We start from the raw sequence: 25196 nt of genomic DNA on the forward strand, positions 1-25196 counted from the left end.
TACCAAAAGAGACACGGTGATGTTTGCGTGCAACATTCCAGAGCATTTTGAAGCGGGAATGCACCACAAGATTGTTATAAAGTAGTATGATTGTTTTGATGAGAGTTATTGCACAAATAGTACACACACGCTTTCTATACTGTCACTATATTTTTACAAGGAGTACGTGATGAAGAAGATTTTAGGGATGTTTTTAGCGGTGGCGTTAAGCCTCGGGAGTTTGTATGCGGCAGAGGCGCTTTCTAAAAAAGGTATGGCTGGGCCATTAGAAGTGGAGTACAGCACGCTAAAGCCTGTCTCGCAGGGTATGAATCTTATCAAAGTCAAAGTTATGGATGGCACTAAAGAGGTTAAAGATGCCAAAGTAAGCATCATTGCAGCGATGCCAGCAATGCCTGGAATGCATGCGATGGAAGAAAAAACAGACGCTGTGTATAAAGATGGTGCCTATGAAGCCAATGTCATTTTTTCAATGAACGGTACATGGCAGCTTAACATCGTCATCGAAACCAGTGACGGCAAAAAACAACGCTTAAAATCAAGCGTTAACCTCTAATGAAACGCGTCCTTATAGCAGTCGTAGCCCTCGCGGGCTACGCTTTGGCGCAAAGCGAGTTAACCTCTTTAGCCTACAGTCATAACTATGAGTTAAAAGCGCTAGAGGCTGAGGTGCAAGCACTTGAAAAAGAGGTTGATATAAGCAAGATTTGGGAAAACCCTATGCTCTCCCTTGGGGTAAACGACATCTTTTTAAATGAGCCACTTAAACGAAACCAAGAAGCCCAAAATGAGGCGATTTCTCTTTCCCAAAAGATCCCAACGGGTGGAAAACTGGATATCAAAGAGTCGATTGCATTGCAAGATTTGGCGATTAAAAAGATAGAACTTAAAGCCAAAAAACTCGAAATGCAACGTGAAATTGGCGTGTTGGAGCAGAGTTACATCCGCATCAACCAAGACCTTGCTTTAGTAATGAAGTATGAAAAAGTGTTGGAAGACCTTAAAAACGCGCATCTTGCTTATAACACCACGAGCGCGCATTATGTCGATACGCTGAACAATACGATTTTGCAAAAAAATCTTGCCATCGAGAAAAAAACATTGCTTCGCGACAAAGCTTCTATAGAGCGAAAGCTAGAGAGCATCATCGTTACGCAAATGCCTGAGATGAGCGCACATGAGGGATTATTGCCTTATAAACTCAGTGATGAAGAGAAGTTGTTGGAAAAATCACCCAAGCTTCAAGTTCAAAACATGCAAAGCAGTAAAGAGCTGTTGAACTTACGTTATGAAAAAGCGAACAAAACGCCTGATGTAACGGTAACTCTTGGCTACAATCGAAGACAAGGTAGAGATGACTACGCCTTTTTAGGCGTTTCTGTGCCGCTTCCGATTTATGGTAAAGAAAATGCCTCCATCCAAAAAGCCACACTGACTCATGCCGCATCTCTTCAGAGTGTGCAGTCGGTGCATAAAAGCTTACTGTTTGAGCTAAGAGATGAACTTCTTAACAAAGAGCTTCAGTACGACAAAATCTCACTTGCCAAAGAGGTTTTATATGAAAACGAGAAGATGTACCAAGTGCTTCAAAGCACGGCTCTTAGCCAAAATGACGCACTTTTAAGCCTTTTAAATGTACTCAGTCAAATCATTGAAGCGCAAAAACAGATCAATGCCAATACCTTTGCGTATAACGAGTCTATCATCAAAATCTACACCCTTTTAGGAGTCGAGCTATGAAAGTCACCCATCTCATTTTAACAGCACTTTTACTCTTAAGTGCTCAGCTTGACGCCAAGCAGATTTTCAATGTCAAAACCATCGAAGTCAAAAAAGTGTTGGAAGGTTCCGCCAAGGAGTTTTACGGTTATACCAAAGCGAATGAAGAGAGCGTGAAAGAGGTAAGCTTGCGTTATGACGCGTTTATCGAGCAGCTTTATGTCAACAAAAACTTTTTACATGTAAAAAAAGGTGAACCTTTGGCGAAGCTCTATTCGCAAGAGATTTATACTGCAGAATTAGAACTGATCAACGCGCTTCGCATCAAAAGTGACAGTATGGTTCAGAGCATTACCCAAAAGCTCAAACTTTTAGGGGTCGATGAGAAAACCATAGCGAAGATTATTGCCGATAAAAACGTGCCTGAAAACATCACCATTGTTTCGCCCTACAGCGGCATCGTAACGGTAAAAGCGGTCAATCAAGGCGCATTCGTTCCTAAAGGCACAAAGCTTTATGAGATCAGCGATTATACAAACTTATGGCTCATCGTCAAAGTCTATGAAAAAGACCTCGACTTTGTGAAAAGCACCCAAACTGCCGACATCTTTTTTGATATGAGTGCAAAACCTTACAAAGCTAAAATTGATTTTATCTACCCAAAAGTTGATCCGCAAACGAAAAGTGTGGACGTACGTTTGGTCATTGAAAACAAAGACCTTGAGATTTACGAAAACGCGTTTGCCAAAGCACGGTTTGGTACGGCTAAACGTGAGTATCTAGCCCTTCCAAAAAGTGCGGTGATGACCAAAGGTGCGAAGACGAGTGTCTTTGTCAAAGGCGAATTTGAGGGTGAGTATGAGCCTAGAGAAATCGAAGCAAAGCGGTTGAATAACGACACATTTGAAATCGTCTCAGGCTTAAAAGAGGGCGATGTGGTTGTCTCAAATGCGCTCTTTATGTTTGATGCCGATGCCCAAAATAACGCAGGGGCGATGAAATGATCGAAAGTATCATTGAAAAAAGCGTCAAAAACAAGGCGCTTCTTCTTTTAACCTTGCTTATTGCCGCTTTTCTCTCATTTTGGGCGATTCGGCAGACGCCACTGGACGCATTGCCAGACTTGACACCACCGCAAGTTATTGTGAATGTCAAGTACTTAGGGCAATCGCCAAAGATCATCCAAGATCAGCTCGTTTATGAACTGACCAATGCGTTGCTCTCGGTCGCAAAAACCAAAACCGTGCGTGCGTTTACCTCGTATGAAAACGCCATCGTTTACATCATCTTTGAAGATGGCACCGACCTCTACTGGGCGCGCGATAGGGTCAATGAAGTCATCCAAAATGTCTCTAAAAATGCCCCTAAAAATGCGACCATCAAACTAGGACCAGATGCCACGGGCATTGGTTGGGCGTTTGAGTATGCACTAACATCACAAAATCGCAGTCTTGATGAGCTTCGAAGCATTCAAGACTACCTCTACCGTTACGCACTTTTGGGTGTTGAGGGCGTGAGTGAAGTGGCGAGTGTGGGCGGTTTTGTAAAAGACTATGAAGTTACCCTTCGCGCGGATGCACTCTACAAATATGACCTAAGCATCGATGATCTTATGAGCGCACTTTCCAAAAATAACAGCGATTTGGGTGGGCGAGTGGTGCTTGAAAATGGCTTTGAGCAGATCATCCAAGCCAGAGGTTTCGCCGCCTCACTGGACGACCTTTCACACATCACCATCAAAACAGTCAATGGCATTCCGCTCAAGCTCTCCGACATCGCCGATGTACGTGTTGTACCAACGTATAGAAGTGGTTTAGCAGAACTTAACGGTGAAGGCGAAGTGGTCGGAGGCGTTGTGGTTGTACGCCACAAAGAGAACGCTTACAAGGTTATTCAGGCGGTCAAAGAGAAGCTAGAATCTTTACATGTAAACGATGTGGAAGTGGTGACAACCTACGATAGAAGCGATCTCATTACTAAAGCGATCAACAACCTCAAGCGCGCTCTTTTGGAAGAGAGCATCGTTGTTTTGGCAGTCGTTATGCTCTTTTTACTGCATTTTAGAAGTGCCTTGGTCGTTATTATCGTTTTGCCACTTACCATTGCTCTGACCTTTTTGGCGATGAAGCTTTTTGGGCTGGAGTCGAACATCATGAGTTTGGGTGGCATTGCCATTGCCATTGGTGCGATGGTCGATGCGTGTATCGTGATGATCGAAAATGTGCATAAAAAGCTTTCACACGGTGAGATAAAAAGTGATGAAGAGCGCAAAGCCATCATCATCGCTTCATCCAAACAAGTCGGTCGCCCGATCTTTTTTGCGCTTTTGCTCATCGTGGTCAGTTTCTTACCCATCTTTGCACTCAGCGGTCAAGAGGGAGCGCTCTTTAAACCGTTAGCGTACACTAAAACGTTTGCGATGCTCATCGGTGCGGTGCTTTCCATCACCCTTGTTCCGCTTTTGATGCTCTTTTTTGTCAAAGGCAAAATCCTAGAAGAACATAGAAATCCACTCAATCGCTTTTTCATCTGGCTTTATGCGCCACTTTTACGACTGCATATGCGTTTCTGGTACATCGCTATGGTTGCGTTTATCGGCTTTTTGGTACTAGGGTATCACACGTTTACGAAACAGCGTTGGGAGTTTATGCCGCCTCTCAATGAGCAGACGTTTATGTACATGCCTGTCACGCCGTTTGGCATCAGCATTGAGATGGCAAAAGAGTACGCGCAAAAGAGTAATGAAGTCATCAAAAGCTTCCCTGAAGTGCTGAGCACTTTCGCTAAAGCAGGGCGAGCGGAAAGTGCGACAGATCCCGCTCCGCTTTCGATGATCGAGACCATCATACAGCTCAAACCCAAAGAGCAGTGGAGAGAGGGCATGAGCTATGAGAAACTTCGCGATGAGATGAACGAACAGCTTCAAATGTTGGGGCTCACGAACTCATGGACATACCCGATTCGCGGGCGCATTGATATGCTCATAACAGGCATACGAACACCGCTTGGCATCAAACTCTACGGTGACAATGACCAAGCGCTAGAGGATAGCGCCAATAAAATCGCCAGTGTGCTTGCCAATTATGAGGGAACAAAAAGCATTTTTGCGGACAAAGCCAACAGTGGGTATTACCTCAATATGACGCTAAAGCCTGAAAATATCGCCTCTTATGGTCTCACGAAAGAAGAGATACTTAACTTTGTGGACAACGCCATCGGTGGCTCGAAAGTGACGACGTTTTACCAAGGCATTGAGCGTTATGCGATCACGCTAAGACTGGAAGAAGAGAGTCGCAAAGACTTAAATGCCATCAGCGAGTTGACTATCAAAACGCCGTACGGATTCCAACGTCTTGGGCACTTTGTGGAACTTGGTTACGACGTCGGTGCGAGTGAACTAAAGTCTGAAATGGGCAAAAAAGTCAACTACATCTACATCACGCTCAAAGAGGGCTTTTCGTCTAAAACGTATAAAGACGAAGCGACCAAAATTTTAAAAGAGAGCGTGGAGTTACCAACGGGCTTTTACATCGGTTGGGCAGGGGAGAGCGAGTACTTGGAAAGTGCTATGGAGCGTTTGCAGTTCATCCTTCCACTCACACTGTTAGTCACGTTTGTGCTCATCTACTTAGGGCTTGGCTCGTTTAAAAATGCGCTTTTGGTTTTTTTGACATTGCCTCTCGCTGCGGTTGGTGGGTTTTTGTATGTGGATTTCTTGAACTTTAACCTCTCCATTGCCGTTATCGTGGGCTTTTTAGCACTGATTGGCATCGCGGTAGAAACGGCTATTGTTATGATTATCTACCTTGAAGAAGCTCTTGCAAATGTCAAGCATAAAACCAAAGAGGCGGTACAAGAAGCTATTTTTGAGGGCGCAGTTTTAAGAGTACGCCCTAAATTGATGACCGTTTTTGCCATCCTTGGAGGACTACTGCCTATCATGTGGTTAAACGGTGTCGGAAGTGAAGTCATGCAACGCATCGCCGCACCGATGATCGGTGGCGTGGTAAGTTCGGCTATATTGACACTTTTGGTGATACCTGTTTTGTACTATCGGATGCAGAAAATCGAGGAGTGAGAGAGTTTACATGTAAGGATTTTTCCTTACATGTAACCATTAAACGATAATCTCTTAATTGCTAAAAATAATTACAGTGGCTTTTGCGAAATACTCAAAAATTGCGTCAAAATCCTCTGCAAACTACCCTCTTCAATCTTATTTTGGGCGGTTGTTAAAATCTCTCTGGGGGCAACGACCGCTCCTAATTTTGAAAACTGTAAACGCATCGCATTGCACACGTCAGTTCCCGTGATTCCTGAGTGCGTTGCGAGTTGGACGCATTTTAAGGTGAACAGTTCTCTGAAATTTTCATTGCTTCTGGATATCCATGCGATGACATTGGTTAAAACAGGAGGAATGGAGTAGTTGTACTCAGGGGCTACAACGATGTATCCTGAGGAATTTTTCATGGTGTTTGAAAGCTCAAGGATTTTGCTTGGGATGCCATCATTTGTCTCTTTCGAAGAGTCATACAGGGTGATGTTTAAATCAACTAGATTGATGATTTGACTTTTAACACCCATTGTTTCTAGGCTTTTTTCTATTCTTCGTGCCAACTTCATATTTTCATTTAGACTTGCAACCAATATTAAATACATGATCAATCCTTATCACGATAGCGTTAGAATGATTATAGTACGAACATGTTACAGGATCAAGAAGAAATAAGGTTAGAGTGATTTTACATGTAAAGATTCAGCTTAGCATTTTCTCCATCGAATAATTAACAATCATCTGTCCATTTCTCTTGATTTCATTGCGCTTTAGTGTTGTAAAACCTCGTTTTTCAAAAAAAGGTTTCGCGACGATAGAGGCTTCGAGGTATAACTTTTCCATACCTTTTTGCTGTGCCAAATTTTCAATATACGTATAAAGCGCACTCATCACACCGCATTTTTGATACTCTGGATGGGTGTACGCACAGTCGATATGCCCGTTCTCTTCCAGTTCTATAAACCCGACAATTTTTGCTTCCACCATCGCCATAAACGGTTTTTTAAGAGAGAGCCTTTTGACCCAATAGGGATAATTGGGTGGTGTGTGCGCCCACGCTTCTTGTTGTTCATGCGAATAAATAAGCGGGTCTATCGCATGCACGCAGGCGTGGTGCAGGTCTGTGATTTCGGTGGCATTTTCGTCTGTGTAGGGTGTAATGGTAATTTGCATAGAGAAATTGTAGCATTTTACATGTAAAGATTTTTCATTGACACATCTTCAAAAAATAGCAATTTTTGGATTGTTTCTCTTCGCTCATTGCGTTATACTTTGACAAAACTATACGAAGGTCTATCCATGAGCTCTAACGTTGAGTTATCGGACAATTATAGACAGATCGAAAAGGCGATTCGCTACATCGATGACAACTTCAAAGAACAGCCCTCCATCGATGAGATTGCTAAAAATATAGGCATGAGCAAGTTCCACTTTATTCGTGTTTTCAAAGAGTATGTGGGTGTGACGCCTAAGCAGTTTCTACACTCCGTGACCCTTAATTACGCCAAAGAGCACATCAAAGAGTCACGTTCTATTTTGGATAGCAGTTTAGACATTGGGCTTTCAAGCACGAGCCGTCTTCACGAACTTTTTGTCAACCTCATTGGTGTGACGCCTAAAGAGTGGCGTGAAAAAGGAAAAGATGTTCGTATAACATACGGTTATGGCGAAACGCCTTTTGGCGAGGCGTTGATCGGGTTTACTGACAAAGGCATCTGTTATTTGGGATTTATCGACAACAACAAAGCGCTCATCTTTGCTAGGTTTCAAGAACTTTGGGAAAATGCAAATCTACTGCACGATGAAGCAAAAGCGCGTGAATATCTGGAGAACATTTTTCTCAAAAACAAAAAATACACCCTGTTGGTCAAAGGCACAAATTTTCAAGTCAATGTCTGGAAAGCGCTTCTCAACCTTCCCAATGGCATTGTCGCGACCTACCAAGATATGGCGAATTTTCTGGATAAACCAAACGCTGTTCGCGCTGTGGCGAGTGCCATTGGCAAAAACCATGTTGGCTATCTTATCCCGTGTCATCGGGTGATCGCCAAAAGTGGCGCAATGAGCGGATACCGATGGGGGATTGAGCGCAAAAAAATTCTCATCGCCTATGAATCAATCAACAAGGAAGAGACATGCACCTCAAAATAGCCGAACTCAGTGACATCGACAATGTTTTAAAGCTCCATGCGAAGTATCAGATCCAGACAATCCAAGAGGAAGATAAAAAAGATGGTTTCGTGACAACCGCTCTCACCAAAGAGGAGTTAACCAAACTTATCAACGAAGAGCAGGGGCTTTTTATCGCTATCCACGAGGGTGAAGTTGTCGCGTATGTGATGTCCGCTTCGTGGCAGTTCTTGGCGGCTTGGCCGATCTTTGCGTATATGATGGAAGAGTTACCGAACCTTGAGTATTTGGGGCAAAAAATAACTCCTGAGAACTCCTACCAGTATGGACCCGTTTGCATCGATAAAAGCGTGCGAGGCAGTGGCGTACTGGAAGCCATCTTTGATTTTGCACGAGAGCAGATGGCAAAAAAATACCCTATTTTAGTGACATTCATCAATAAAATAAACACACGCTCCTATGCCGCACACACGAAAAAAATCGGACTCGAAGTGATCCAAGAGTTTTCGTTCAATAACAATCACTATTATGAACTGGTCTATGACACGGCAAAAGCACTTAAGCGTGAAACGTTACAAACTCCTCAAGGCTAAGGCGAGGCGTTCGGTAGCTGTTGATGAGGGCTTTTGTATCCTCGTAACCTAGTGCTATACCGCAGAGCAAAAGCATGTTTTCTTTGATGTCAAGCTCACTTTTAACGATGCTAGGAAATTCAGCCAAAGCGGCTTGCGGGCAGCTCGCCAACCCTTTTTCCGTAGCGCTCAGCATAATGGATTGTAAAAACATACCATAGTCGAGGTAGGAGCCTTTTCCTAAATGAGCATCGATAAAAAAGTAGAGTACCACAGGTGCATCAAACGCACGATAGTTGAGTTTCCATTGCTCGATTTGCCTTGGTTTGTCCTCTTTTGAAATGCCTAGTGTGCTGTACATTAAAAGTCCTGTCTCCTTGCGACGGCTTTTATAAGGCTCTTCCCATGTGAGAGGGTAGTACGCATAGTCCATGACCTCTTTGACTCCACGCTCAAAGGCTTCGATGATGCTGTTTTCCAGCGTGCGTTTTTTCTCGCCACTGACGACGCACACGTGCCAAGGTTGCATATTGACACCAGAGGGCGCATGTTTGGCATCGTTTAAAATCTCTTCAATGAGTGTTTGAGAAACCTCTTGGGGTAAAAAAGCGCGTGTGGATTTTCTCGTTTTGAGTGCTTCAGATACATTCATGGCATTGCCTTTTGTATTTTGTCTGTGTTCTATTGTATGAAACTTTTTTGAAATTAAATGAAATAGTTTAAAACTAACTTCCATTTTTTAGAAAGATGAGATGGGCTATAATACTATTTTTAATAAAGGATTTGATGTGGCTTCTGCAGTTGATTTTTCCATCATGGCGATTTTTCTTCCTACTTTCTTTTTTGTCTCGGTGACACCGGGTATGTGTATGACGCTTGCAATGAGTTTGGGTATGAGCATCGGGCTTAAGCGTACGTTTTACATGATGATCGGTGAGCTTATTGGCGTTGGCATCGTGGCACTCTCTTCGGTCATTGGTGTGGCGACTATTATGATAAAACACCCTGACATCTTTACCATTTTTAAGTACGCAGGTGGACTCTACTTAGGCTATTTGGGTGTGCAACTCTGGCTAAACCGTGGCAAGATGGCGCTTTCAAATACCGAGTGTTCGGCGACCATCTCCGCAACTTCTTTAGCACTTCAAGGTTTTGTAACAGCGATTGCCAATCCAAAAGGCTGGGCGTTTTTCATCGCACTTCTTCCACCCTTTATCAACCAAAGCAAACCGCTTATTCCTCAAATTTCGGTGCTTTTAGCCATTATTTTAACACTTGAATTGATCTGTATGATTATCTACGCGAGTGGTGGCAATACCTTGCGCAAATTTTTGCAAAAAGGTGACAATGTCAGGCTGATGAACCGCATTGCAGGGACATTGATGTTAGGTGTTGGGGTTTGGCTCGCACTTGGATAATCTTTACATGTAAAGAGACAAAGCTTAAGTTTCTAGCTTTGTCTCTTTGAAAAAATCACGCTATTTTAAACTCTTCGCTAACGTGCTCATCTCTTTCTCAAACACTACAAATTTTTTATCGAGCTGGGCTCTTACTTTAGCTTTCTCTGCAGGCGTTAAAAACGAATAGTCGATACTGTTGTAAACATACTTTTTGATGGTCGCATAGCTTGGGTGGTAGCGGCTGGCAAGCAGGACATACTCGTGGCTAAGGTTGGCTCTTGAAACACCTGAATCGTCCGTAGAGATGATGATAGGCACGCCATACGCCGCATAGATGGAGTAGGGGTGTTCACTGCCTGCAACGCCTAAGATGAACTCATTGCTCGTAAGGTTTATCTCCACTGCGGCATATTCTTTAAGCTCTTTTAGAAGCGAGAGTGACTCTTTTTCATACGCCAAATCCACACCATGACCGATGCGATTTGCCCCTGCGATTTTACGCGCTTGGGTTATGTGAAAGAGAAGTTCTTTAGGCTCAACCATCCCGATGGTAAGCTCTCCTGCGTGAAGTGAGTGTGGCACTTGTGGGTATTTACTCACAAGGTAGTTAAACATACGCATGTGAAGCGTGTAGTCGTTGATCGCTACGGTGTTGTTCTCAGGTGCTACGATGTTCACACCCACGATAAGGGGTGAGCTAAGAACGGCTTTATAACCCGCAAGTAAGTCAGTATAGACTTGCAGAGGATCAAGCACTCGAATCGCGTAGGTTTGGTAGCGCATCGTAAAGTTTGCTGTGTCGATGCCTTCGTGTCGGCGCTCTAACTCCGTGACAAAATTTTGCACTTTTGCGCTAAAGGCTTGGTTGCGCGTATAAACCGCACTGATGCGATCTAGCAAAGCGTTGACCTCTTCTTGCGTGGTAGCATGGCGCAGTTCGTTATTGAACATTTTGACTTCATCGGTGTTGAAAAATTCCGAGCTGTTGATGCCGATGCGAGAGAGCATGCTCTCGATGTACGAGACATTTTCGTTGAGTGCACGTTGTTTAATGATGTTCAGCCCCACGTCCATATATTGGTCTGAGATAGGCGAAAAGTAGCCAAAGGTGTTGAAAAAGTTGCTATCGGGTGGTAGTTGGTTATGGCTGTGGTTGTCGAAGTCTTTGTCAGACCAGAGCATGAGCAGTTTACGGTAAAGTGTATCGTCTGCAATGAGTTGATCGACAGTGACGATCTTGCACGTTTCGCCACCTTTTGCTTTGACGATTTTGAAGCTACACGTATCGATAAACCAGTCGTTATTTTTCACCCATTCTAGGTAGGTTTCGGCATAGATGGAGCCTGAGTAGTGGTGATGTAAGTCGCCTCCTTTAGGCATTTGAGTGAAAAAGAGATTTTGCAGCGCAATATTGGGGATATTGGCTTCAAACGTGCGCTCATACAGTGCTGAGGTTGCGCCCTCATCGTCATTTTGCGGCAGATTTGGTGTTGGGGTACATCCTATAAAAAGGCTCAAAAGTACCAAGAGGCTTAGATGTTGAAGATAACGCATGGTAACTCCTTACATGTAAAACGTTTTTAAAACGTTAAGTTTGCAATACGCTCATTGGCTTGCCTGATCCGCTCAAAAGGAATGGCTCCATTTTTAACTTGTAAAAAAATGGTTTCTACAATCTCATCTGTTTTCGTCTGTGAGAGCTGGTTGCCAAAGAGTAGCATGTCGATGCCCGAATTAATCGCCAAAGTCACGGTCTCTTTGAGTGGGTAATACTTCGCAATCGCTTCCATTTGCAAATCATCGCTAATCAATACACCATTATAGTGCATTTTTTCTCTCAAAAGTGTTGTGTTGACGGCATAAGAGAGTGTCGCAGGGTAGGTATTGTCTAATTTTGCGTTATAAACATGGGCTGACATGATCATCGAAACAGTGTTGGAATCGATGAGTTTTTGGTAAGGCTCTAGCTCTTTTTCGCTCCATGTTTGGGTAACATCAACAAAGCCTAGATGCGAATCGCCCAGTGATGAGCCGTGCCCTGGAAAGTGCTTAAGCACGCTGATAACCCCTTTGTTTTTGAGTGCATCGATAAATACTTTGGCATACTGAACGACCGTTTCACTCTCTTTTCCATACGAGCGCTCTAGCCCAAAGATTACTTTATTGTCAGGATTTACTGCCAAGTCCACCACGGGTCCAAAGTCACAGTTGATGCCATAAGTTGAGAGCATCTGAGCCATGAGGCTGTAAACATTTGTGGCATGTTCGAGTGAAGTTTTAGAAAGTGCAAAAGCGGAAGGAATCTCAGCAAAACCATAACTTGGTTTGAGCCTTGCCACCTTGCCACCCTCTTGGTCGATGGAGATAAGCAGCGGTTTTTTCGCATAGCGTTTGAGCTGTTTACTCAGTTCTTTTAGTTGTTCTGGAGAGCTAATATTTTTTGTGCGATTTTTCTCTTTGTAAAATCTGTCAAATAAAATAACCCCACCCAGTTCATAATTTTGTAGCTCTTTAACGATGGTACTTTGCGAATCAATAGTCGCATCATCAAAGCCAACGACCAGCATGTGACCGATCATTTTTTTGAGTTCACCATCATTTGGAAGCGCCAATAAAGAGGTTATAAGGGTAAAAAAGAGGACAAATAAACGCACAAATATCCTTTATTGTTTAGAAAATTATAGCGCAGTTAGGATTTTCTAGGCTTGAATCTTACGGCTTGATGCAGTGGGTTTTCAATACACTTTAGTTGATAGTCAATCATCGCGTGAAAAGGGGTGAGAAACGCTTCTATCTTCTCTTGCGCTATCGTTTCGATCTGCCACTTACTCAGCAGCTCCAACACGGTGAGTGTGGACTCAATGGTAGATAAACAATACTCCAAGGGTTGCTCTTTGATCTTAAACTCCGAACGCTTCGTGGCGTCAAAGCTGATGTGCGAAAGAGCATGCAAGTTTTTACTCTCACGCATCATTTTGAGCGAACACGCCCATGTTGAATCGATGAGGAAAATCGCCATCGGTTTTTTTACATGTAAAGCTTTTTCAGCCAGAGGATTTTTGTGACTCAGGTTGATAGCATGAGCGGAGGGGTAGAGAATGAAACTCTCATGCGTTGCGATGATCTCGTTGATGCGCGCATTGTCACTAAAGTCGATGCCCATAAAAAGCTCAGAGTTTGGTAAGGAGAGATGCGTCAAATGCCCCGTGCCGTTTTTGGTTTTTTTAAACTCTTTGGGGTGCATCAAAACGATAAATTTGGTCTGCGTCGCAATGGGGCGAATATGAGTACACATACACGAGCTTTTGGGTCTGTGACACTTATAACATTTTGCTCTATCACCATAAATCGTTTGCATTGCCCACCTTAAAATTATAGACTTCTCTCGTAACCCATTCAAACCAGTACAATTCCCATTAATTCAAGCAACTGAAGTGCTTCGTATCGGCTGAAAATAGCCCCTTTGAGATGGTTGGTGCGCAGATCGATCATCGTGTTGCTTGCATCCGTGAAATTGGCGTATTCCAGATGGGTATTTCCAAAGAGTGAGCCTTTGAGGTCAGAGCCTCGAAAGTCTGATTTTTCGAGTTTTGCGCTTCTAAAGTCGGCTTCGGTTATACGGCATTCACTCATCACAAGTCCGTTCAAGGTTAAGCCAAAAAAATTACTGTCACCCAGAAGGCATTCTCGAAACTGGAGTGGTTCGATAGAGAGAAGACTCTCCCAATTTGCCATCGTCCAATCAATCCCGATCATTTTACATGAGGAAAACTGAACAGCGTTCATTTTGGTGTCGGTGAGTTTCATCAGGCTGAGGTTGCAGTTTTCAAAACAACACCCTATAAAGCGACACGAGGAGAAAAATGTTTGACTAAAATCGCATGAGACAAAGGTGCAGTCATCAAACTCTGCTTTGGTGATCTTTTGTTTGTGCAGATTCACACCTGTAAAATTTTCTGCAAATACGTCCATCTTGTCAGTGATACATTGGAGAGCCATTGATTAAATACCTTCTTCGTCTAAAACTTATTTTTGTGTAATTTCTTTGTATATTTTCACTGCCAATGCCACTGCTTCCTCTTTTTCGTGAGCAGAAAGGCTTGGGAAAAAAGCACCAAGTCCCTCTTTGTGGTTGGTTTCAAAAAACTCGATCATCAAAGCGTAGCCTATGATAAAGCCATCTTTTTGCTCAAAATTTTCACGAAAACGCTCAAGCAATTTGCCTCTAGCGTGTGCCCATTTGACGATGAACTGCTTGATAAGCTCTTTGTTTTTTTGAATGGAGTTTTGAACCTCCAAGATCTCTTTATAGGTTGTAAAGGTGTTGATAATGTTTAAAAAGAGACTGATGTTCGCCGACTGCATCTGCTCTGAAAAGGCAACCGAGGTTAACTCTAGTTTTTCGATAATATGAGCTTCTATCTCTTCCAAATCGTTTGATTGTTCGATGAAAAGTTTGAGGCTTTCGGCGTTAATGTCGATGTTTTCAAACCCTTGTTTGGCAATATTTTCAACGTAATTGTGGATGTCGAGTTTAAGCCTGCTAAATTCATCATCGGCAATTTCAAGAATGCTGGCGATGCGTGAGAATTTTCGACGGAACTCCCTTGGAACGGCAATGTTGGATTTGTAGCCGATGTCATGTTCTATCTCTGCCCACGCGTGCTGGAGGATGGTTCGCACTTGGATTTCAAATTTGAGATTTTTGTAGTTTTTATACTCTCTTAGCTGTGCGCGCTCGTCGTTGATGGAGCAGATGATGTGATAGGAGAGGTAGCCAAAACGGTCGGGATCGAGTATTTTCTTTTTGTCGATGGAGTTTACTTCGTCTATTTTGAACTCTTTAAAGATAAGATTGACGATTTTTTCAACATCAATTTCAAAATAGCTGATGATACGGCAACCCACAATATCGGTGATCTCGCTGAGGTCTTGGTACTTGTTTTTGCCGTCTATTTTTTTCGATAAACTGTTCTTTTCTTTGACTCGGTTTTCAATGGAGTGGTACGAGATGTTCTCTTGGTCTAGGAGTTCTTTGAGTAAGATGTCCATTTTGTCGCTAAAGCTTTCATACTGCTTGAGCTCTTTTTCAAACTCGGCGATGAGATGATGTTTGTTGTTTTCCAAAAGGACTCCTTGTACGAGATAAATCATTTTATTTTATAGTATGCGAGCTTAAGATTGTGCGAAATGAGGTTGAGTGTTTTCTTTAAGCCCAACTCTTATACAATTAAGAAGTATTAACCAACTTCAAAAAGGAGAGAGCATGGCAAAAAGTAAAGATATGAAAAAAGAAGTCAAAAAGAAACCCGAAAAGTCGTTAAAAGAGAAACGTGAAGAGAAAAAAGCAAAAAAAGCTTAGTCATCTACACGCCCATGCAAGAGGGATAAAAAATTGTTCCTCTTGCACTGATTCTTTACATGTAAAATAGTTTATCCTCAATTCACCCACGAATAGCCCAATATTCTCTCATTTTTCCATTACGTTAAAAAAATACTGTAAGAGAAGTTTAAGTACATGACTCTTATACTTCACTAAGAACTTAAAAAGGAAGAGAGCCAATGAAAAAAATCGTTTTAATTGCAACATTAGTCTTGAAAAATTCAAAAAATGAAGGAATTATGGAAGCTTTGACGGCTTTACACAAGGCTACCCACAAAGAAGACAAAGGCTGCTTGCAGTACGATGTTCATAAAGATATAGAAAAAGAAAATACCTATGTTTTTGTGGAAACATGGGAGAGCGAAGCACTTTTGGCAGCACACATGGAAAAAGAGCACTTCAATGCATACAAAACATTTTTAGGTGACAAGGTTGAGAGTTTATCGCTCCAAAAATTAGAAAAAATCTTATAGGAGACGCAATGGAAAATCCAACCATCAAACAACTGCAAAATCGAAAATCGATCCGTCAATTCACCGGTGAAGCCATCAGTGATGAAAGCTTAGAGCTTATCTTTAAAACGGCGCAACGTGCTCCAACCTCTATCAACGCTCAACAAATCAGCCTTGTTTACACACGGGATAAAGCCAAATTGAAACAGATTTCCGAGTTGTGCAACCATCAAGCGCATATTGCCACAGCTGAGGTTTTTGTTGGCATTGTCATCGACTTTAATCGTACGAATATGATTACTGAGAGTATGGGAAAAAAACACGTCATCGAGCAGAGTGCCGAGGGCATTATGGTAGGCGCTGTGGATGCGGGCATTATGCTTATTCAGCTTCAAGTCGCTGCCGAAGCGTTGGGGTATGGCACAACATGTATTGGGGCGGTACGTGAAAATTCTGACAAGATGATACAACTCTTTAACCTTCCACCAAAGACCTTTTTAGCCGTAGGTTGCACTATCGGAGTTCCTACACAAGATGCTAAAAATGCTCCTTTAAAACCACGTGTTGCACTTGAGAGTTTTGCAATGCAAGATAGTTACGACAGTGAAAAAGTGAAAAAGGGCGTGTTTGAGTACGATAAAACCTTCAAAGCTTTTAGAGATGCAACAGGAAGTGGTTCTATGCCTACCTACGCTGAGATTACTTCGAACGCGTATTCGAGCATTTATTACCGAAAAACAGGCAAAGTTTTAATGGCACAAGGGTTTGCATTTAAAGACGAATAACTATTTTTAGACAGGGATATGAAACCGTATCCCTTTTTCTTTACACATAAAATCATTCTATTTCCGCTAAAATACCTCTCCAAAAATCTTTACATGTAAAACCTAGGAAAGCAAAAATCATGAACCCACTTATCCCCATTTTAGTTCAAAAAACAGGCATTGCCAAAGAAAATATCATCAACATTTTAAAACTTTTAGAAGAGGGCTCAACCATCCCTTTTATCGCGCGTTATCGCAAGGAGATGACGGGTGGTGCGAGTGATGAACAGCTGAGGGAGTTTGATAGCATTTATGCGTATGCCAAAAAATTACATGATCGTAAAGAAGAGATTTTACGGCTGATTGCTGAAAAAGTCGTTCTCAGCGATGAGGTGAAAAAAGCGGTTGAAAAGGCGAAGACGCTGCAAGAGTTGGAAGACATTTACAGGCCTTACAAAGAGAAGAAAAATACCCGTGCGGCGTTGGCAATTGCGGCGGGGCTCAGTCCATTAGCCGATGTTTTGGAGAGGGCGGAGTTAGAGCTCGAAGCGTTTGAGAAAAAGGCGCAGAGTTTTGTGAACGAGAAAGTTGGAAGCGTTAAAGAAGCGATTGCAGGAGCGCAAGACATTATCGCGGAGCGTTACAGTGACGATGCGAAAGAGCGTGAGTATTGGCGGTCACAACTGCATGACTACGCTTCGTTTGAGATCAAAGCAACAAAAACGCTCAAGCCTGATGGACTTTATGCCAAACTTGCAGGCAAAGCGGAACGCATCGCTTCGATTCCCTCACATCGTTACTTAGCAATGATGCGTGGTGTGAGCGAAAAAGAGTTACATGTAAAGATACTGCACGAGATGGAAAGAGTGGAAAGTGCGATAGAGCGTTACCGCATTCCACGTAACGCTAGAAGTTCTAAAAGCTATCTTTTGGAAGCCTATTTGGATGGGTTTAAAAGACTTCTCTTTCCCTCTTTGGAGCGAGAGATTCACGTACTTATCAAAGAAAAAGCCGATACACAGGCGATTGCAACATTCGGTAAAAATCTCTCTCAACTTTTAAACACGCCACCTGTGACCAAGCGTGTGATTTTGGGCGTTGACCCAGCGTATCGTACGGGGTGCAAACTCGCTGTTGTGGATGAACATGGCACGTACCTGACCCATGCGGTTATTTACCCAACGCCACCGCAAAGTGACTATGAAAATTCCGCTAAAGTTATCAAAGAATTTACGCAAAAGTACCACATCACCGCTGTGGCGATTGGCAATGGTACGGGTTCTCGCGAAAGCCAAGAATTTTTTGCACGTCTAAACCGTGAAGAGGGGTTGAATCTCGCCTATACGGTGGTTTCAGAAGCGGGTGCTTCTATCTACTCGGCTTCTAAAATTGCTACGCAAGAATATCCAAATTTGGATGTGACGATACGAGGGGCAATTTCCATCGCCCAACGTCTACGTGACCCAATGGCGGCACTCGTGAAGATTGATCCAAAATCTTTGGGTATTGGGCAATACCAACACGACGTCGATCAAAAAAGCCTAGAGAAAAAACTGCATGAAGTCATTGAGGATTTGGTTAACCGCATTGGCGTTGACCCCAATAGTGCTTCGGTTTCACTGCTCTCGTATGTGGCGGGAGTAGGTGAAAAACTTGCAAAGTCTATTGTCGAGCATCGAGAGAATAAGGATGCGTTTACATGTAAGTCTGAACTTTTACATGTAAAGGGTTTAGGAGCCAAAGCCTACGAGCAATGCGCAGGGTTTTTCCGCATTCGCGAGGGTAAAAGTGTGCTGGACAATACGGGCGTTCACCCTGAGAGTTACGTCATTGCTGGGCAACTTTTACTGCGCGAAGATATAGCACAACTGAGCAAAGAGCAGATCATCGCGTTAGCCCGTGAGCATCGCATTGGTGAGGCGACGCTTCAAGACATCATCGCTGAGCTTTTAAAACCTGGTTTTGACCCAAGAGAAACATTGCCACCGATTGCATTTCGTTCTGACCTAACCGACATTAGTGAGTTAAGCGAAGGCTCCATTGTTTCAGGAGTAGTGCGAAATATCGCCGATTTTGGGGCATTTGTGGACATTGGGCTGAAAAATGATGGACTCATTCACATCTCCCAAATGAGCGACAAACGCATCGCGCATCCGTTGGAAGTTTTGAGCATCAACCAGCAGTTAACGCGTATTCGTGTCATCGAAGTGGACAAAGAAAAAGGCAAAGTCAGCCTTAGCCTCAAAGAGGTGTAAGCGTTTACATGTAAGGATTTTCCTTACATGTAAAAATCACTTAGAGAAGATGGTGCAATCCCTGATAGCCGATATACAAGCCAACAAGCAAAATAAGTCCACCTGAAACATAAGGTGCTTTTTTAGCAAACTCCCCAAAGCCATTCCATTTTTGTGAAAGATGGCGCATACTCAGAGCGGCAATCACTCCTGATAAAACCAGTGTTAGTGCAAGCCCCACGCTAAAAGCTAACACAAGCGCAACACCGAGCGTAAACTGTTTAAGTTGCAAACAGATGAGAAGCACTGTAATCGACGCAGGGCAGGGAATAAGCCCACCTGTTAGTCCGAACAGTAAAATTTGCCAGTTGGTCACTTCTTTGTTTGAAAAACGCTTTTTAATATCTTTGGCGTGTGCAAGCTCATGCGGGTCATTGCAACTTCCAAGCTCTTCAAAGATGATCTCTTCTTTGCTGTGGTGATGATCGTGATGATGATCGTGATGATGATGCTCATCGTGGTCGTGGTCATGACTATGCTCATGCGAATGATGATGGTCGTCATGTTCATGGGCGCTAAAGCAGGCACGTTCATTTTTACGTGTTTGCCAAAGTGTCCACAGCGCAATGCCTACCATGATACAACCCGAAACAACTTCAAGATACGGCTCCACCGCTTCGGTTGCAAAGCGAGCGCCAAAATGCATACCCAAAAGTGCGATAGCCCAAACCACCGCAGTATGTGAAAGTGTAGCGGCAAGTCCGAGCATGATGGACTGTTTGACCGTTCCTTTAATGGCGATAATAAATGCCGCCATCATCGTTTTAGAGTGCCCTGGTTCTAGTCCATGCAGTGCGCCAAGGAGAATGGCACTGGGAAGAAAGAGCCACGCATTACCTGAACTGCTTTGAATAATTGAAGCGATATCCGTCATTTTTTTCCTTATTTATAAGTATTTGGTTATTTGTTTAAACTCTTTGATAACATCGTCTGAACTAAGTGTTCCATCTTTTGCGGCACTATCGAGACAATGGTCGATGTGATCGTGTATGAGTAATTTTTTAGCATTGGAGATGGCTTTTTCTACAGCATGGAGTTGTTGCGCTATCTCAGAGCAGTTACGCTCTTTCTCGATCATTGTCATAATGCTTTTAAGGTGTCCATTGGCTCTTTTGAGGCGTTTGAGTATATCTTCGTGTGAAAGATGTTGCGACATGAGTATATCCTATCCTATGGGGTAGGATATTATAGTTTAATGACACTTTGAAAAAATTGAAAGAGTTAACACATTGTTCACACAAAAGGACTACAATAATACAACGTTATTTAAAGGAGCTAAAATGTATGGATATGAATGGATGGGGCATGGGTTTTTTATGCCGTGGATGATTATATTTCCGATGGTGATTTTAGTGCTCTTTATGATGATGCGAGGGGGAAAATCATCTTGCCATCATCATGAAAAAGAAGACGAAGCGTTAGAAATTGCGCGCAAGCGTTTTGCGCGCGGTGAGATCGACGAAGAGACTTTTGAGAAGATCAAACAAAAACTTAATGCCTAAATGTTAGCGTTGTGAGAGGGTTTTAGCCAATGCTCGCTGAATCCTCTCATACTGCGCATCAATAGGATGCCCTTGTGATTCAAGATTGGCAAGTGACTTCTCTGCATCTGCAAGTTTCTTTTCCCACACATAAATCTCTTTTTGCTTGTTTGCGAGAGTTAATTCTAGCTCTTTGCTTGACTTATGCAACTTGGCTTTTTGTTTTATAAGCGAATCTTCTTTTCTAAAAAGCTGTGCGATCAAGCTTTTGCGATCAAACAGTTTTTCTTCGCCATCTTCTAAAAACTTTACCTCTTTGGCATCGGTGTATTCGAGCCTGTCGATCGTTTGATGGATATGGTCTAACTTTTCATCTGCTTCTTCAAATGTTTTATGATCTTTTTGAATATGTTTACTTAGCTCTTTTTGTTCATTTCTGTAGGACTCAAGTTTCTTTTTAATGGAAATCAGATCATTGCGTCTATCATATAGTGTCTGTTTGGACTTTTTATGCTGAATCATTGTTGAGCGGATGGTTGTCATGTTCCATGCGCGGTTACTTTCATCCAAAATAGGGTTTGGTTTGTAACGATTTCCTTTAGCATCGATAGTCTCATGGATACCAAAATGGCTTAGAAAGTCGATGGCTTTTTTCTCTTGATTTGAAAAATGAAATAAAATAACCTCTGCGATATAGAGCATCATTTTTTCAAATATTTCACGTAAAAGATAGTAACTAAGTCCCCTCACTTCGCGCAAATCTTCAAGTTCGCTGTACTCAATGACAACGATGTCTGCAATGTTGACAAAGACAGGAATGAAAAGCGCACGAAATTCGGATGGATTAATTTTTTTGATATTAAGTGTGCTCTCTTCGGCAAAACGAAGAAGTTCCAGCATGCGCTCTTTATATTCGTTGTGTGGGAAAAACTGTTTTTTATACGCTTCAAGCGTCTCTTTGGGGACGCCACATGCTCTGCGATCAGCACTATTTTCGGGTGCTTCTGCTTGGAAAAAAAGCTTGGCGTAAATGGCATTTTCTGTGTACAAAAAGAGGTCATTACTTGTGAGGGAGAGTTTTTTAGCCAACTTTTCATGCAAAAAGTCTTTGTACGTGTGGTACTTTTTAGGTAGTTTACAACCATGTAAAGCAGTCAAAACTTCTGCTAGGTCATCTTCTTCAAAGCGGTACAAAACATCCAAATACAAATATTCTTTAGGATTAAAAGTGTTTAAAAAATTTTCAATAGTTTTTTCAACGTGACTAAATGATGACTCTTCCATAATTTCCCTATTAGTTCAAAATCGGCCCTATTGTAGCTTAAAATAATAAAAGTTTGGTGACAATTAGTGTTTAAAAAAAGAGCTAAGATGCTCTATGCAGCTATAACCCATCGCTAAAATACTCTCTTTGGAATTTCCACCAAGATGAGGAGTGCAAATAAGGTTGGGAAGGGCTATAAGCTCTTTATCTTGTGGTGGCTCGATCGCAAATGCTTCAAGTGCTGCGCCTGCAATTTCACCTGTTTGCAAAGCCACTTTGAGTGCTTCCTCATCGATGATTCCACCGCGCGCCGTGTTGATGATAAAGGCACTTTTTTTCATCGCTTTAAATGCATCGGCGGAGAATATATTTTTACTCTCAGGAGTGAGTGGCAGATGAATAGAAATGATGTCAGCTTCCTCTAAAATGCGCTCTTTTGTTGCATAAGTGATGCCATATTTTTGGGCTTCTGCCTCATCATGGGTACGATTGTAAACCAAAATAGTGCAGTGAAAAGGTGCCAAGAGTTCAACCACACGTTTAGCAATGTTGCCAAAGCCAAAAAGTCCGATGGTTTTACCGCTCAGTTCACTTCCACCATTGACTTTCCATGTGCCATTTTTGAGAAGGGTGGTTGCAATGTGAAGGTTACGAATGAGCGAGAGCATAAACGAAAGCGTGATCTCAGCAACTGAATTGCTGTTGGTTCCGCCGCTCCAGCCTAAGACAATACCACGTTTTTTCATCGCTTCAAGGTCTAAATTATCCAGTCCCACGCCATAACGTGAAAGAATTTTAAGCTGCGGACAAGCGCTGAGTATCTCATCGTCTATCTCTTCACGTCCAACAACAGCACCATCGACCCCTTGTAAAAAAGCAATGAGATCTGCTTTTGTTTTTAACGTATTGTCGGCATTGTGTTTGATGTCACTAAAGTGGTTTCCAAGTGCTTGCATAAGCTCCGTTGAACGCGAGAAAAGTGGCGTGATAACAGCGATTTTCATGGAATATTCCCTTTTACATGTAAAGTATCTTATGTGAAAAAGTATAGCATGCTTTTTGGAAACTTTGCTTATCAAATTGGTCTATTTTCATTAAGACAATATTTACTTATAAAAGCTAGAATAGGATAATTATTATCAACAAAGGAATTCTATGAAATATTTTATACTTGCAGCAATGCTTCTTCTACCTTTTGGGCTTTTTGCTGATGCACTTAAAGAGGGTGCGCCTATCCAAGCGCCTGTCATCAAAGACCAGTTTGAAAAAAATGTGAGCATTACACCGCAAACCAAGCAGATTATTATTGCTTTTACAAAATCTCAAGGCGATGTAATGAAAGCCTTTTTTGAGGCAAATCCAAACTATTTAAGTGAAAATAGCGCACTTTACTTTATGGATGCAACCGCTGTTCCCAGCATGGTCATGAGCATGTTTATGATGCCAAAATTCAAAAAATATAACTATGCTATAGGGCTTTTGGAGAATGAAAAAGATGCGGGTTATTTCCCTAAAAAAGAGGATCGCATGACGGTTATTACACTCGATAACCTCAATGTCACTGCCATCTCTTTTCAAGAGAAACTCTAATTTTTAGATGATCAACGCTTAAAAGCGTTGGTCATTTTTGATCTTTTGGCAAGCTGTTATACTCCGCATCGCTAAAAATGCGTGACCGCGTGATAAACTGATATCCCAAATCTATCTCCAACGAAAACGAGTTGCCAAAGGCAGCTTTCTCTTCTTTGACATCTAAAATAATTTGAGAGTAACGAAAGTATTCAAATTGGTCTTTGTCGATGTAAAATTCACACCCACCCACATCACCCATTTTGATATTGCGTGAAGGAATGTGAAAATCACTTTTTGCATAACACATCGGTGCTGTGCCATCGCAACAGCCACCACTTTGGTTAAAGACCAGTTCACCATTTTCTTTTTTAAGTTTTTCGATAATAGTGAGGGCTTCGGGGGTTGCTACCAGTCGTTTGACTTCCATAATTTCTCCTTTCAAACGTGCATGGTAGTAAGACCATGCACGCTGTAGATAAAAGCACCAAAGGTGCGTGGGCTTTCTGTCGAGGAAAACCCAGTGTTAACGTAGTCTTTAGAGCTTTGCTTTAAAGACGTATTCAGACTTTAATTAAAAGAATCCTAATTTATTTTTATTGTAAGACGTCAAGATGTTTTTAGTATGGCGATACGCGTTGAGCATCATCATATGTGTCTCGCGACCGATGCCTGACTTTTTATAGCCACCAAAAGAGGCATGTGATGGGTAAAGATGGTAGCAGTTGACCCATACACGTCCCGCTTCAATACCACGTGACATGCTGTGGAGTTGATGTGCGTCTCTTGACCACACGCCTGAGCCTAGACCATAAATTGTGTCATTGGCGATGGCAAGCGCTTCGGCTTCATCTTTAAAGGTTGTTACACATAGTACGGGTCCAAAAATCTCTTCTTGGAAGATACGCATTTTGTTGTGACCTTTGAAGATGGTTGGTTGAATGTAATTACCTTTTGGAAAAGTTTTGTTTTTATACTCAGCTCCACCGATAAGGCATTCAGCCCCTTCTTCTTTACCAATACGAATATAATCCAAGATTTTTTCTTTTTGATTCACTGAAGCTTGTGCTCCCATTTTCGTGGTTGGATCAAGAGGGTTTTCTTGGCTAATCGCTTTAACACGCTCTAAAACACGTTTCATAAACGGCTCATAGATAGACTCTTGAATAAGGGCTCGTGATGGGCATGTGCAGACTTCGCCGCTGTTAAAGGCAAAGAGTACGAGTCCTTCGATCGCTTTGTCAAAAAATTCATCGTCTTTAGCCATGATAGACTCAAAGAAAACGTTAGGAGATTTACCACCCAGTTCGAGTGTGGAAGGGATGATGTTTTCAGTGGCGTACTGCATGATGAGCTGACCTGTAGTTGTCTCACCCGTAAAGCCTACTTTTTTGATGTCAGGGTGCGTTGAGAGGTGCTTACCAATCTTTCCACCCGCACCGTTAATGATGTTAATAACACCTTTTGGTAACACGTCTTGGATGGTTTCCATTAAAAGTAAGATAGACATTGGTGTTGCACTGGCTGGTTTTAAGACAACGCAGTTACCAGCGGCAATTGCAGGAGCGATTTTCCATGCTGCCATCAAGAGAGGGAAGTTCCATGGAATGATTTGTGCGACAACACCCAAAGGCTCGTGGATTTCTTGAGAAATCGTATTTTCATCAAGGTCTGCTACGGTTCCTGCTTCGCCACGAATGACAGAGGCAAAGTATCTAAAGTGATCAATCACCAAAGGAACATCTGCATTTAAAGTTTCGCGAATCGCTTTACCATTGTCGAGTGTCTCAGCAATCGCGAGTGCTTCGAGATTTGCTTCAATTTTATCAGCAATTTTATTTAGGAGTGTACTTCTTTCAATAACAGAAGTGTGCTTGTAAGATTCAAAGGCTTTTACGCCAGCTGCAACCGCTGCATCAACATCTGCGGGAGTAGAACGAGGGATTTTGGTTAAAAGTTCGCCATCAACGGGGGAAAGATTGTCAAAATATTCACCGCTAAGAGGTGGAACCCACTCACCACCAATAAAGTTTTCATAACGAGGTTTGTACGTTGGTTTAGAATATGCCATTTTTGCACCTTTCTTGATAGAATTATAAGATAAAAATTATCTC

Annotated in this window: 26 protein-coding genes; 12 read left to right on the forward strand and 14 right to left on the reverse strand. The window is 42.4% G+C overall.

Annotation, left to right across the window (positions count from 1 at the left end; genetic code table 11):
* Positions 1-169 precede the first annotated feature (169 nt).
* From SAR02S_RS08120 to SAR02S_RS08135, 4 genes are read left to right on the forward strand one after another with little or no spacing between them, the layout of a single operon-like run.
* A complete protein-coding gene (locus SAR02S_RS08120) occupies positions 170-556 on the forward strand; it encodes a FixH family protein (protein WP_052433575.1) in 387 nt (128 codons plus the stop codon).
* The gene (locus tag SAR02S_RS08125) at positions 556-1740 is read left to right on the forward strand and encodes a TolC family protein (protein WP_041958675.1); all 1185 of its coding nucleotides are present in this window, start codon (positions 556-558) and stop codon (positions 1738-1740) included. The genes SAR02S_RS08120 and SAR02S_RS08125 overlap by 1 nt, the downstream gene beginning before the upstream one ends.
* Complete coding sequence (locus tag SAR02S_RS08130; protein WP_041958677.1) at positions 1737-2723, forward strand: efflux RND transporter periplasmic adaptor subunit; 987 nt, start codon at positions 1737-1739, stop codon at positions 2721-2723. Before SAR02S_RS08125 ends, SAR02S_RS08130 begins: the two co-directional genes overlap by 4 nt.
* On the forward strand, positions 2720-5797 hold the full coding sequence (locus SAR02S_RS08135) for an efflux RND transporter permease subunit (RefSeq protein WP_041958679.1): 3078 nt from the start codon (positions 2720-2722) through the stop codon (positions 5795-5797). The genes SAR02S_RS08130 and SAR02S_RS08135 overlap by 4 nt, the downstream gene beginning before the upstream one ends.
* 71 nt (positions 5798-5868) lie before the next feature.
* Here the strand turns inward: SAR02S_RS08135 and SAR02S_RS08140 are convergent, their stop codons facing one another.
* Together SAR02S_RS08140 and SAR02S_RS08145 are read right to left on the reverse strand one after the other, a co-directional pair.
* Positions 5869-6378, reverse strand: a complete 510-nt coding sequence (locus tag SAR02S_RS08140; RefSeq protein WP_041958681.1) for an NADPH-dependent FMN reductase — start codon at positions 6376-6378, stop codon at positions 5869-5871.
* A gap of 97 nt (positions 6379-6475) precedes the next feature.
* The gene (locus tag SAR02S_RS08145) at positions 6476-6946 is read right to left on the reverse strand and encodes a GNAT family N-acetyltransferase (protein ID WP_198133096.1); all 471 of its coding nucleotides are present in this window, start codon (positions 6944-6946) and stop codon (positions 6476-6478) included.
* 126 nt (positions 6947-7072) lie between these two features.
* Here SAR02S_RS08145 and SAR02S_RS08150 point away from each other — a divergent pair, with 126 nt between their 5' ends.
* Together SAR02S_RS08150 and SAR02S_RS08155 are read left to right on the forward strand one after the other, a co-directional pair.
* On the forward strand, positions 7073-7924 hold the full coding sequence (locus tag SAR02S_RS08150) for a bifunctional transcriptional activator/DNA repair enzyme AdaA (RefSeq protein ID WP_041958683.1): 852 nt from the start codon (positions 7073-7075) through the stop codon (positions 7922-7924).
* A complete protein-coding gene (locus tag SAR02S_RS08155; RefSeq protein ID WP_041958685.1) occupies positions 7909-8496 on the forward strand; it encodes a GNAT family N-acetyltransferase in 588 nt (195 codons plus the stop codon). Before SAR02S_RS08150 ends, SAR02S_RS08155 begins: the two co-directional genes overlap by 16 nt.
* Here SAR02S_RS08155 and SAR02S_RS08160 read toward each other — a convergent pair.
* Complete coding sequence (locus tag SAR02S_RS08160; RefSeq protein WP_041958687.1) at positions 8462-9127, reverse strand: nitroreductase; 666 nt, start codon at positions 9125-9127, stop codon at positions 8462-8464. The two genes, SAR02S_RS08155 and SAR02S_RS08160, sit on opposite strands and share 35 nt — an antisense overlap.
* A 136-nt stretch (positions 9128-9263) precedes the next feature.
* Here SAR02S_RS08160 and SAR02S_RS08165 point away from each other — a divergent pair, with 136 nt between their 5' ends.
* Positions 9264-9893 carry a LysE family translocator gene (locus SAR02S_RS08165; RefSeq protein ID WP_041959389.1) on the forward strand — a complete coding sequence of 210 codons (630 nt, stop codon included), beginning with the start codon at positions 9264-9266 and terminating at the stop codon, positions 9891-9893.
* A 60-nt stretch (positions 9894-9953) separates the two neighbouring features.
* On the opposite strand, the gene SAR02S_RS08170 is transcribed toward SAR02S_RS08165, so the two are convergent.
* Genes SAR02S_RS08170 through SAR02S_RS08190 form a run of 5 tightly spaced genes read right to left on the reverse strand, consistent with a single transcriptional unit; the run spans position 9954 to position 15002 of the window.
* On the reverse strand, positions 9954-11429 hold the full coding sequence (locus SAR02S_RS08170; protein ID WP_041958689.1) for an amidohydrolase family protein: 1476 nt from the start codon (positions 11427-11429) through the stop codon (positions 9954-9956).
* A gap of 26 nt (positions 11430-11455) precedes the next feature.
* Positions 11456-12529 carry a glycoside hydrolase family 3 N-terminal domain-containing protein gene (locus tag SAR02S_RS08175; RefSeq protein ID WP_232294021.1) on the reverse strand — a complete coding sequence of 358 codons (1074 nt, stop codon included), beginning with the start codon at positions 12527-12529 and terminating at the stop codon, positions 11456-11458.
* A gap of 35 nt (positions 12530-12564) precedes the next feature.
* The gene (locus tag SAR02S_RS08180) at positions 12565-13233 is read right to left on the reverse strand and encodes a tRNA-uridine aminocarboxypropyltransferase (RefSeq protein WP_084218474.1); all 669 of its coding nucleotides are present in this window, start codon (positions 13231-13233) and stop codon (positions 12565-12567) included.
* A 38-nt stretch (positions 13234-13271) separates the two neighbouring features.
* Complete coding sequence (locus SAR02S_RS08185) at positions 13272-13874, reverse strand: pentapeptide repeat-containing protein (RefSeq protein ID WP_041958693.1); 603 nt, start codon at positions 13872-13874, stop codon at positions 13272-13274.
* A 27-nt stretch (positions 13875-13901) separates the two neighbouring features.
* Positions 13902-15002, reverse strand: coding sequence for a GTP pyrophosphokinase (locus SAR02S_RS08190; protein ID WP_052433576.1), 1101 nt, complete (start codon positions 15000-15002; stop codon positions 13902-13904).
* 435 nt (positions 15003-15437) lie between these two features.
* Between SAR02S_RS08190 and SAR02S_RS08195 the strand changes: the two genes are divergently transcribed.
* The 3 genes from SAR02S_RS08195 to SAR02S_RS08205 all read left to right on the forward strand — a co-directional run bounded on the left by SAR02S_RS08195 (position 15438) and on the right by SAR02S_RS08205 (position 18729).
* Positions 15438-15731 carry a putative quinol monooxygenase gene (locus SAR02S_RS08195; RefSeq protein WP_041958695.1) on the forward strand — a complete coding sequence of 98 codons (294 nt, stop codon included), beginning with the start codon at positions 15438-15440 and terminating at the stop codon, positions 15729-15731.
* Positions 15732-15739: 8 nt separating this feature from the next.
* Positions 15740-16495 (forward strand): nitroreductase family protein, encoded by a 756-nt coding sequence (locus SAR02S_RS08200; RefSeq protein ID WP_041958697.1) that lies wholly within the window; start codon positions 15740-15742, stop codon positions 16493-16495.
* 119 nt (positions 16496-16614) lie between these two features.
* On the forward strand, positions 16615-18729 hold the full coding sequence (locus SAR02S_RS08205; protein ID WP_041958699.1) for a Tex-like N-terminal domain-containing protein: 2115 nt from the start codon (positions 16615-16617) through the stop codon (positions 18727-18729).
* 40 nt (positions 18730-18769) lie between these two features.
* Here SAR02S_RS08205 and SAR02S_RS08210 read toward each other — a convergent pair whose 3' ends face one another.
* The gene (locus SAR02S_RS08210) at positions 18770-19642 is read right to left on the reverse strand and encodes a nickel/cobalt efflux transporter (protein WP_041958701.1); all 873 of its coding nucleotides are present in this window, start codon (positions 19640-19642) and stop codon (positions 18770-18772) included.
* 12 nt (positions 19643-19654) lie between these two features.
* Entirely contained in the window at positions 19655-19924 is a 270-nt protein-coding gene (locus tag SAR02S_RS08215; RefSeq protein ID WP_041958703.1) for a metal-sensing transcriptional repressor, read from the reverse strand.
* 124 nt (positions 19925-20048) lie between these two features.
* On the opposite strand from SAR02S_RS08215, the gene SAR02S_RS08220 reads away from it, so the two are divergent.
* A complete protein-coding gene (locus SAR02S_RS08220; protein ID WP_041958705.1) occupies positions 20049-20270 on the forward strand; it encodes an SHOCT domain-containing protein in 222 nt (73 codons plus the stop codon).
* 3 nt (positions 20271-20273) lie between these two features.
* Here the strand turns inward: SAR02S_RS08220 and SAR02S_RS08225 are convergent, their stop codons facing one another.
* Both SAR02S_RS08225 and SAR02S_RS08230 read right to left on the reverse strand, forming a co-directional pair.
* Entirely contained in the window at positions 20274-21533 is a 1260-nt protein-coding gene (locus tag SAR02S_RS08225; protein ID WP_041958708.1) for a hypothetical protein, read from the reverse strand.
* A gap of 63 nt (positions 21534-21596) precedes the next feature.
* A complete protein-coding gene (locus SAR02S_RS08230; RefSeq protein ID WP_041958710.1) occupies positions 21597-22517 on the reverse strand; it encodes a phosphoglycerate dehydrogenase in 921 nt (306 codons plus the stop codon).
* Positions 22518-22668: 151 nt separating this feature from the next.
* On the opposite strand from SAR02S_RS08230, the gene SAR02S_RS08235 reads away from it, so the two are divergent.
* Positions 22669-23103 carry a hypothetical protein gene (locus SAR02S_RS08235; protein WP_041958712.1) on the forward strand — a complete coding sequence of 145 codons (435 nt, stop codon included), beginning with the start codon at positions 22669-22671 and terminating at the stop codon, positions 23101-23103.
* A 31-nt stretch (positions 23104-23134) separates the two neighbouring features.
* On the opposite strand, the gene SAR02S_RS08240 is transcribed toward SAR02S_RS08235, so the two are convergent.
* Together SAR02S_RS08240 and SAR02S_RS08245 are read right to left on the reverse strand one after the other, a co-directional pair.
* Positions 23135-23512, reverse strand: a complete 378-nt coding sequence (locus tag SAR02S_RS08240) for a DUF779 domain-containing protein (protein ID WP_041958714.1) — start codon at positions 23510-23512, stop codon at positions 23135-23137.
* Between the two features lie 144 nt (positions 23513-23656).
* Positions 23657-25153: an aldehyde dehydrogenase family protein gene (locus SAR02S_RS08245; protein WP_041958716.1), complete on the reverse strand. Its 1497-nt coding sequence runs from the start codon at positions 25151-25153 to the stop codon at positions 23657-23659.
* Positions 25154-25196 lie beyond the last annotated feature (43 nt).

The organism is Sulfurospirillum arsenophilum NBRC 109478 (assembly GCF_000813345.1).
Taxonomy (GTDB): domain Bacteria; phylum Campylobacterota; class Campylobacteria; order Campylobacterales; family Sulfurospirillaceae; genus Sulfurospirillum; species Sulfurospirillum arsenophilum.

What these genes read in the sequence shown, in the direction of transcription:
- SAR02S_RS08120 (WP_052433575.1), top strand. Translation starts at nt 170, where the DNA reads ATGAAGAAGATTTTAGGGATGTTTTTAGCGGTGGCGTTAAGCCTCGGG.
- SAR02S_RS08125 (WP_041958675.1), top strand. Translation starts at nt 556, where the DNA reads ATGAAACGCGTCCTTATAGCAGTCGTAGCCCTCGCGGGCTACGCTTTG.
- SAR02S_RS08130 (WP_041958677.1), top strand. Translation starts at nt 1,737, where the DNA reads ATGAAAGTCACCCATCTCATTTTAACAGCACTTTTACTCTTAAGTGCT.
- SAR02S_RS08135 (WP_041958679.1), top strand. Translation starts at nt 2,720, where the DNA reads ATGATCGAAAGTATCATTGAAAAAAGCGTCAAAAACAAGGCGCTTCTT.
- SAR02S_RS08140 (WP_041958681.1), bottom strand. Translation starts at nt 6,378, where the DNA reads ATGTATTTAATATTGGTTGCAAGTCTAAATGAAAATATGAAGTTGGCA.
- SAR02S_RS08145 (WP_198133096.1), bottom strand. Translation starts at nt 6,946, where the DNA reads ATGCAAATTACCATTACACCCTACACAGACGAAAATGCCACCGAAATC.
- SAR02S_RS08150 (WP_041958683.1), top strand. Translation starts at nt 7,073, where the DNA reads ATGAGCTCTAACGTTGAGTTATCGGACAATTATAGACAGATCGAAAAG.
- SAR02S_RS08155 (WP_041958685.1), top strand. Translation starts at nt 7,909, where the DNA reads ATGCACCTCAAAATAGCCGAACTCAGTGACATCGACAATGTTTTAAAG.
- SAR02S_RS08160 (WP_041958687.1), bottom strand. Translation starts at nt 9,127, where the DNA reads ATGAATGTATCTGAAGCACTCAAAACGAGAAAATCCACACGCGCTTTT.
- SAR02S_RS08170 (WP_041958689.1), bottom strand. Translation starts at nt 11,429, where the DNA reads ATGCGTTATCTTCAACATCTAAGCCTCTTGGTACTTTTGAGCCTTTTT.
- SAR02S_RS08180 (WP_084218474.1), bottom strand. Translation starts at nt 13,233, where the DNA reads ATGCAAACGATTTATGGTGATAGAGCAAAATGTTATAAGTGTCACAGA.
- SAR02S_RS08185 (WP_041958693.1), bottom strand. Translation starts at nt 13,874, where the DNA reads ATGGCTCTCCAATGTATCACTGACAAGATGGACGTATTTGCAGAAAAT.
- SAR02S_RS08195 (WP_041958695.1), top strand. Translation starts at nt 15,438, where the DNA reads ATGAAAAAAATCGTTTTAATTGCAACATTAGTCTTGAAAAATTCAAAA.
- SAR02S_RS08200 (WP_041958697.1), top strand. Translation starts at nt 15,740, where the DNA reads ATGGAAAATCCAACCATCAAACAACTGCAAAATCGAAAATCGATCCGT.
- SAR02S_RS08205 (WP_041958699.1), top strand. Translation starts at nt 16,615, where the DNA reads ATGAACCCACTTATCCCCATTTTAGTTCAAAAAACAGGCATTGCCAAA.
- SAR02S_RS08210 (WP_041958701.1), bottom strand. Translation starts at nt 19,642, where the DNA reads ATGACGGATATCGCTTCAATTATTCAAAGCAGTTCAGGTAATGCGTGG.
- SAR02S_RS08215 (WP_041958703.1), bottom strand. Translation starts at nt 19,924, where the DNA reads ATGTCGCAACATCTTTCACACGAAGATATACTCAAACGCCTCAAAAGA.
- SAR02S_RS08220 (WP_041958705.1), top strand. Translation starts at nt 20,049, where the DNA reads ATGTATGGATATGAATGGATGGGGCATGGGTTTTTTATGCCGTGGATG.
- SAR02S_RS08225 (WP_041958708.1), bottom strand. Translation starts at nt 21,533, where the DNA reads ATGGAAGAGTCATCATTTAGTCACGTTGAAAAAACTATTGAAAATTTT.
- SAR02S_RS08230 (WP_041958710.1), bottom strand. Translation starts at nt 22,517, where the DNA reads ATGAAAATCGCTGTTATCACGCCACTTTTCTCGCGTTCAACGGAGCTT.
- SAR02S_RS08235 (WP_041958712.1), top strand. Translation starts at nt 22,669, where the DNA reads ATGAAATATTTTATACTTGCAGCAATGCTTCTTCTACCTTTTGGGCTT.
- SAR02S_RS08240 (WP_041958714.1), bottom strand. Translation starts at nt 23,512, where the DNA reads ATGGAAGTCAAACGACTGGTAGCAACCCCCGAAGCCCTCACTATTATC.
- SAR02S_RS08245 (WP_041958716.1), bottom strand. Translation starts at nt 25,153, where the DNA reads ATGGCATATTCTAAACCAACGTACAAACCTCGTTATGAAAACTTTATT.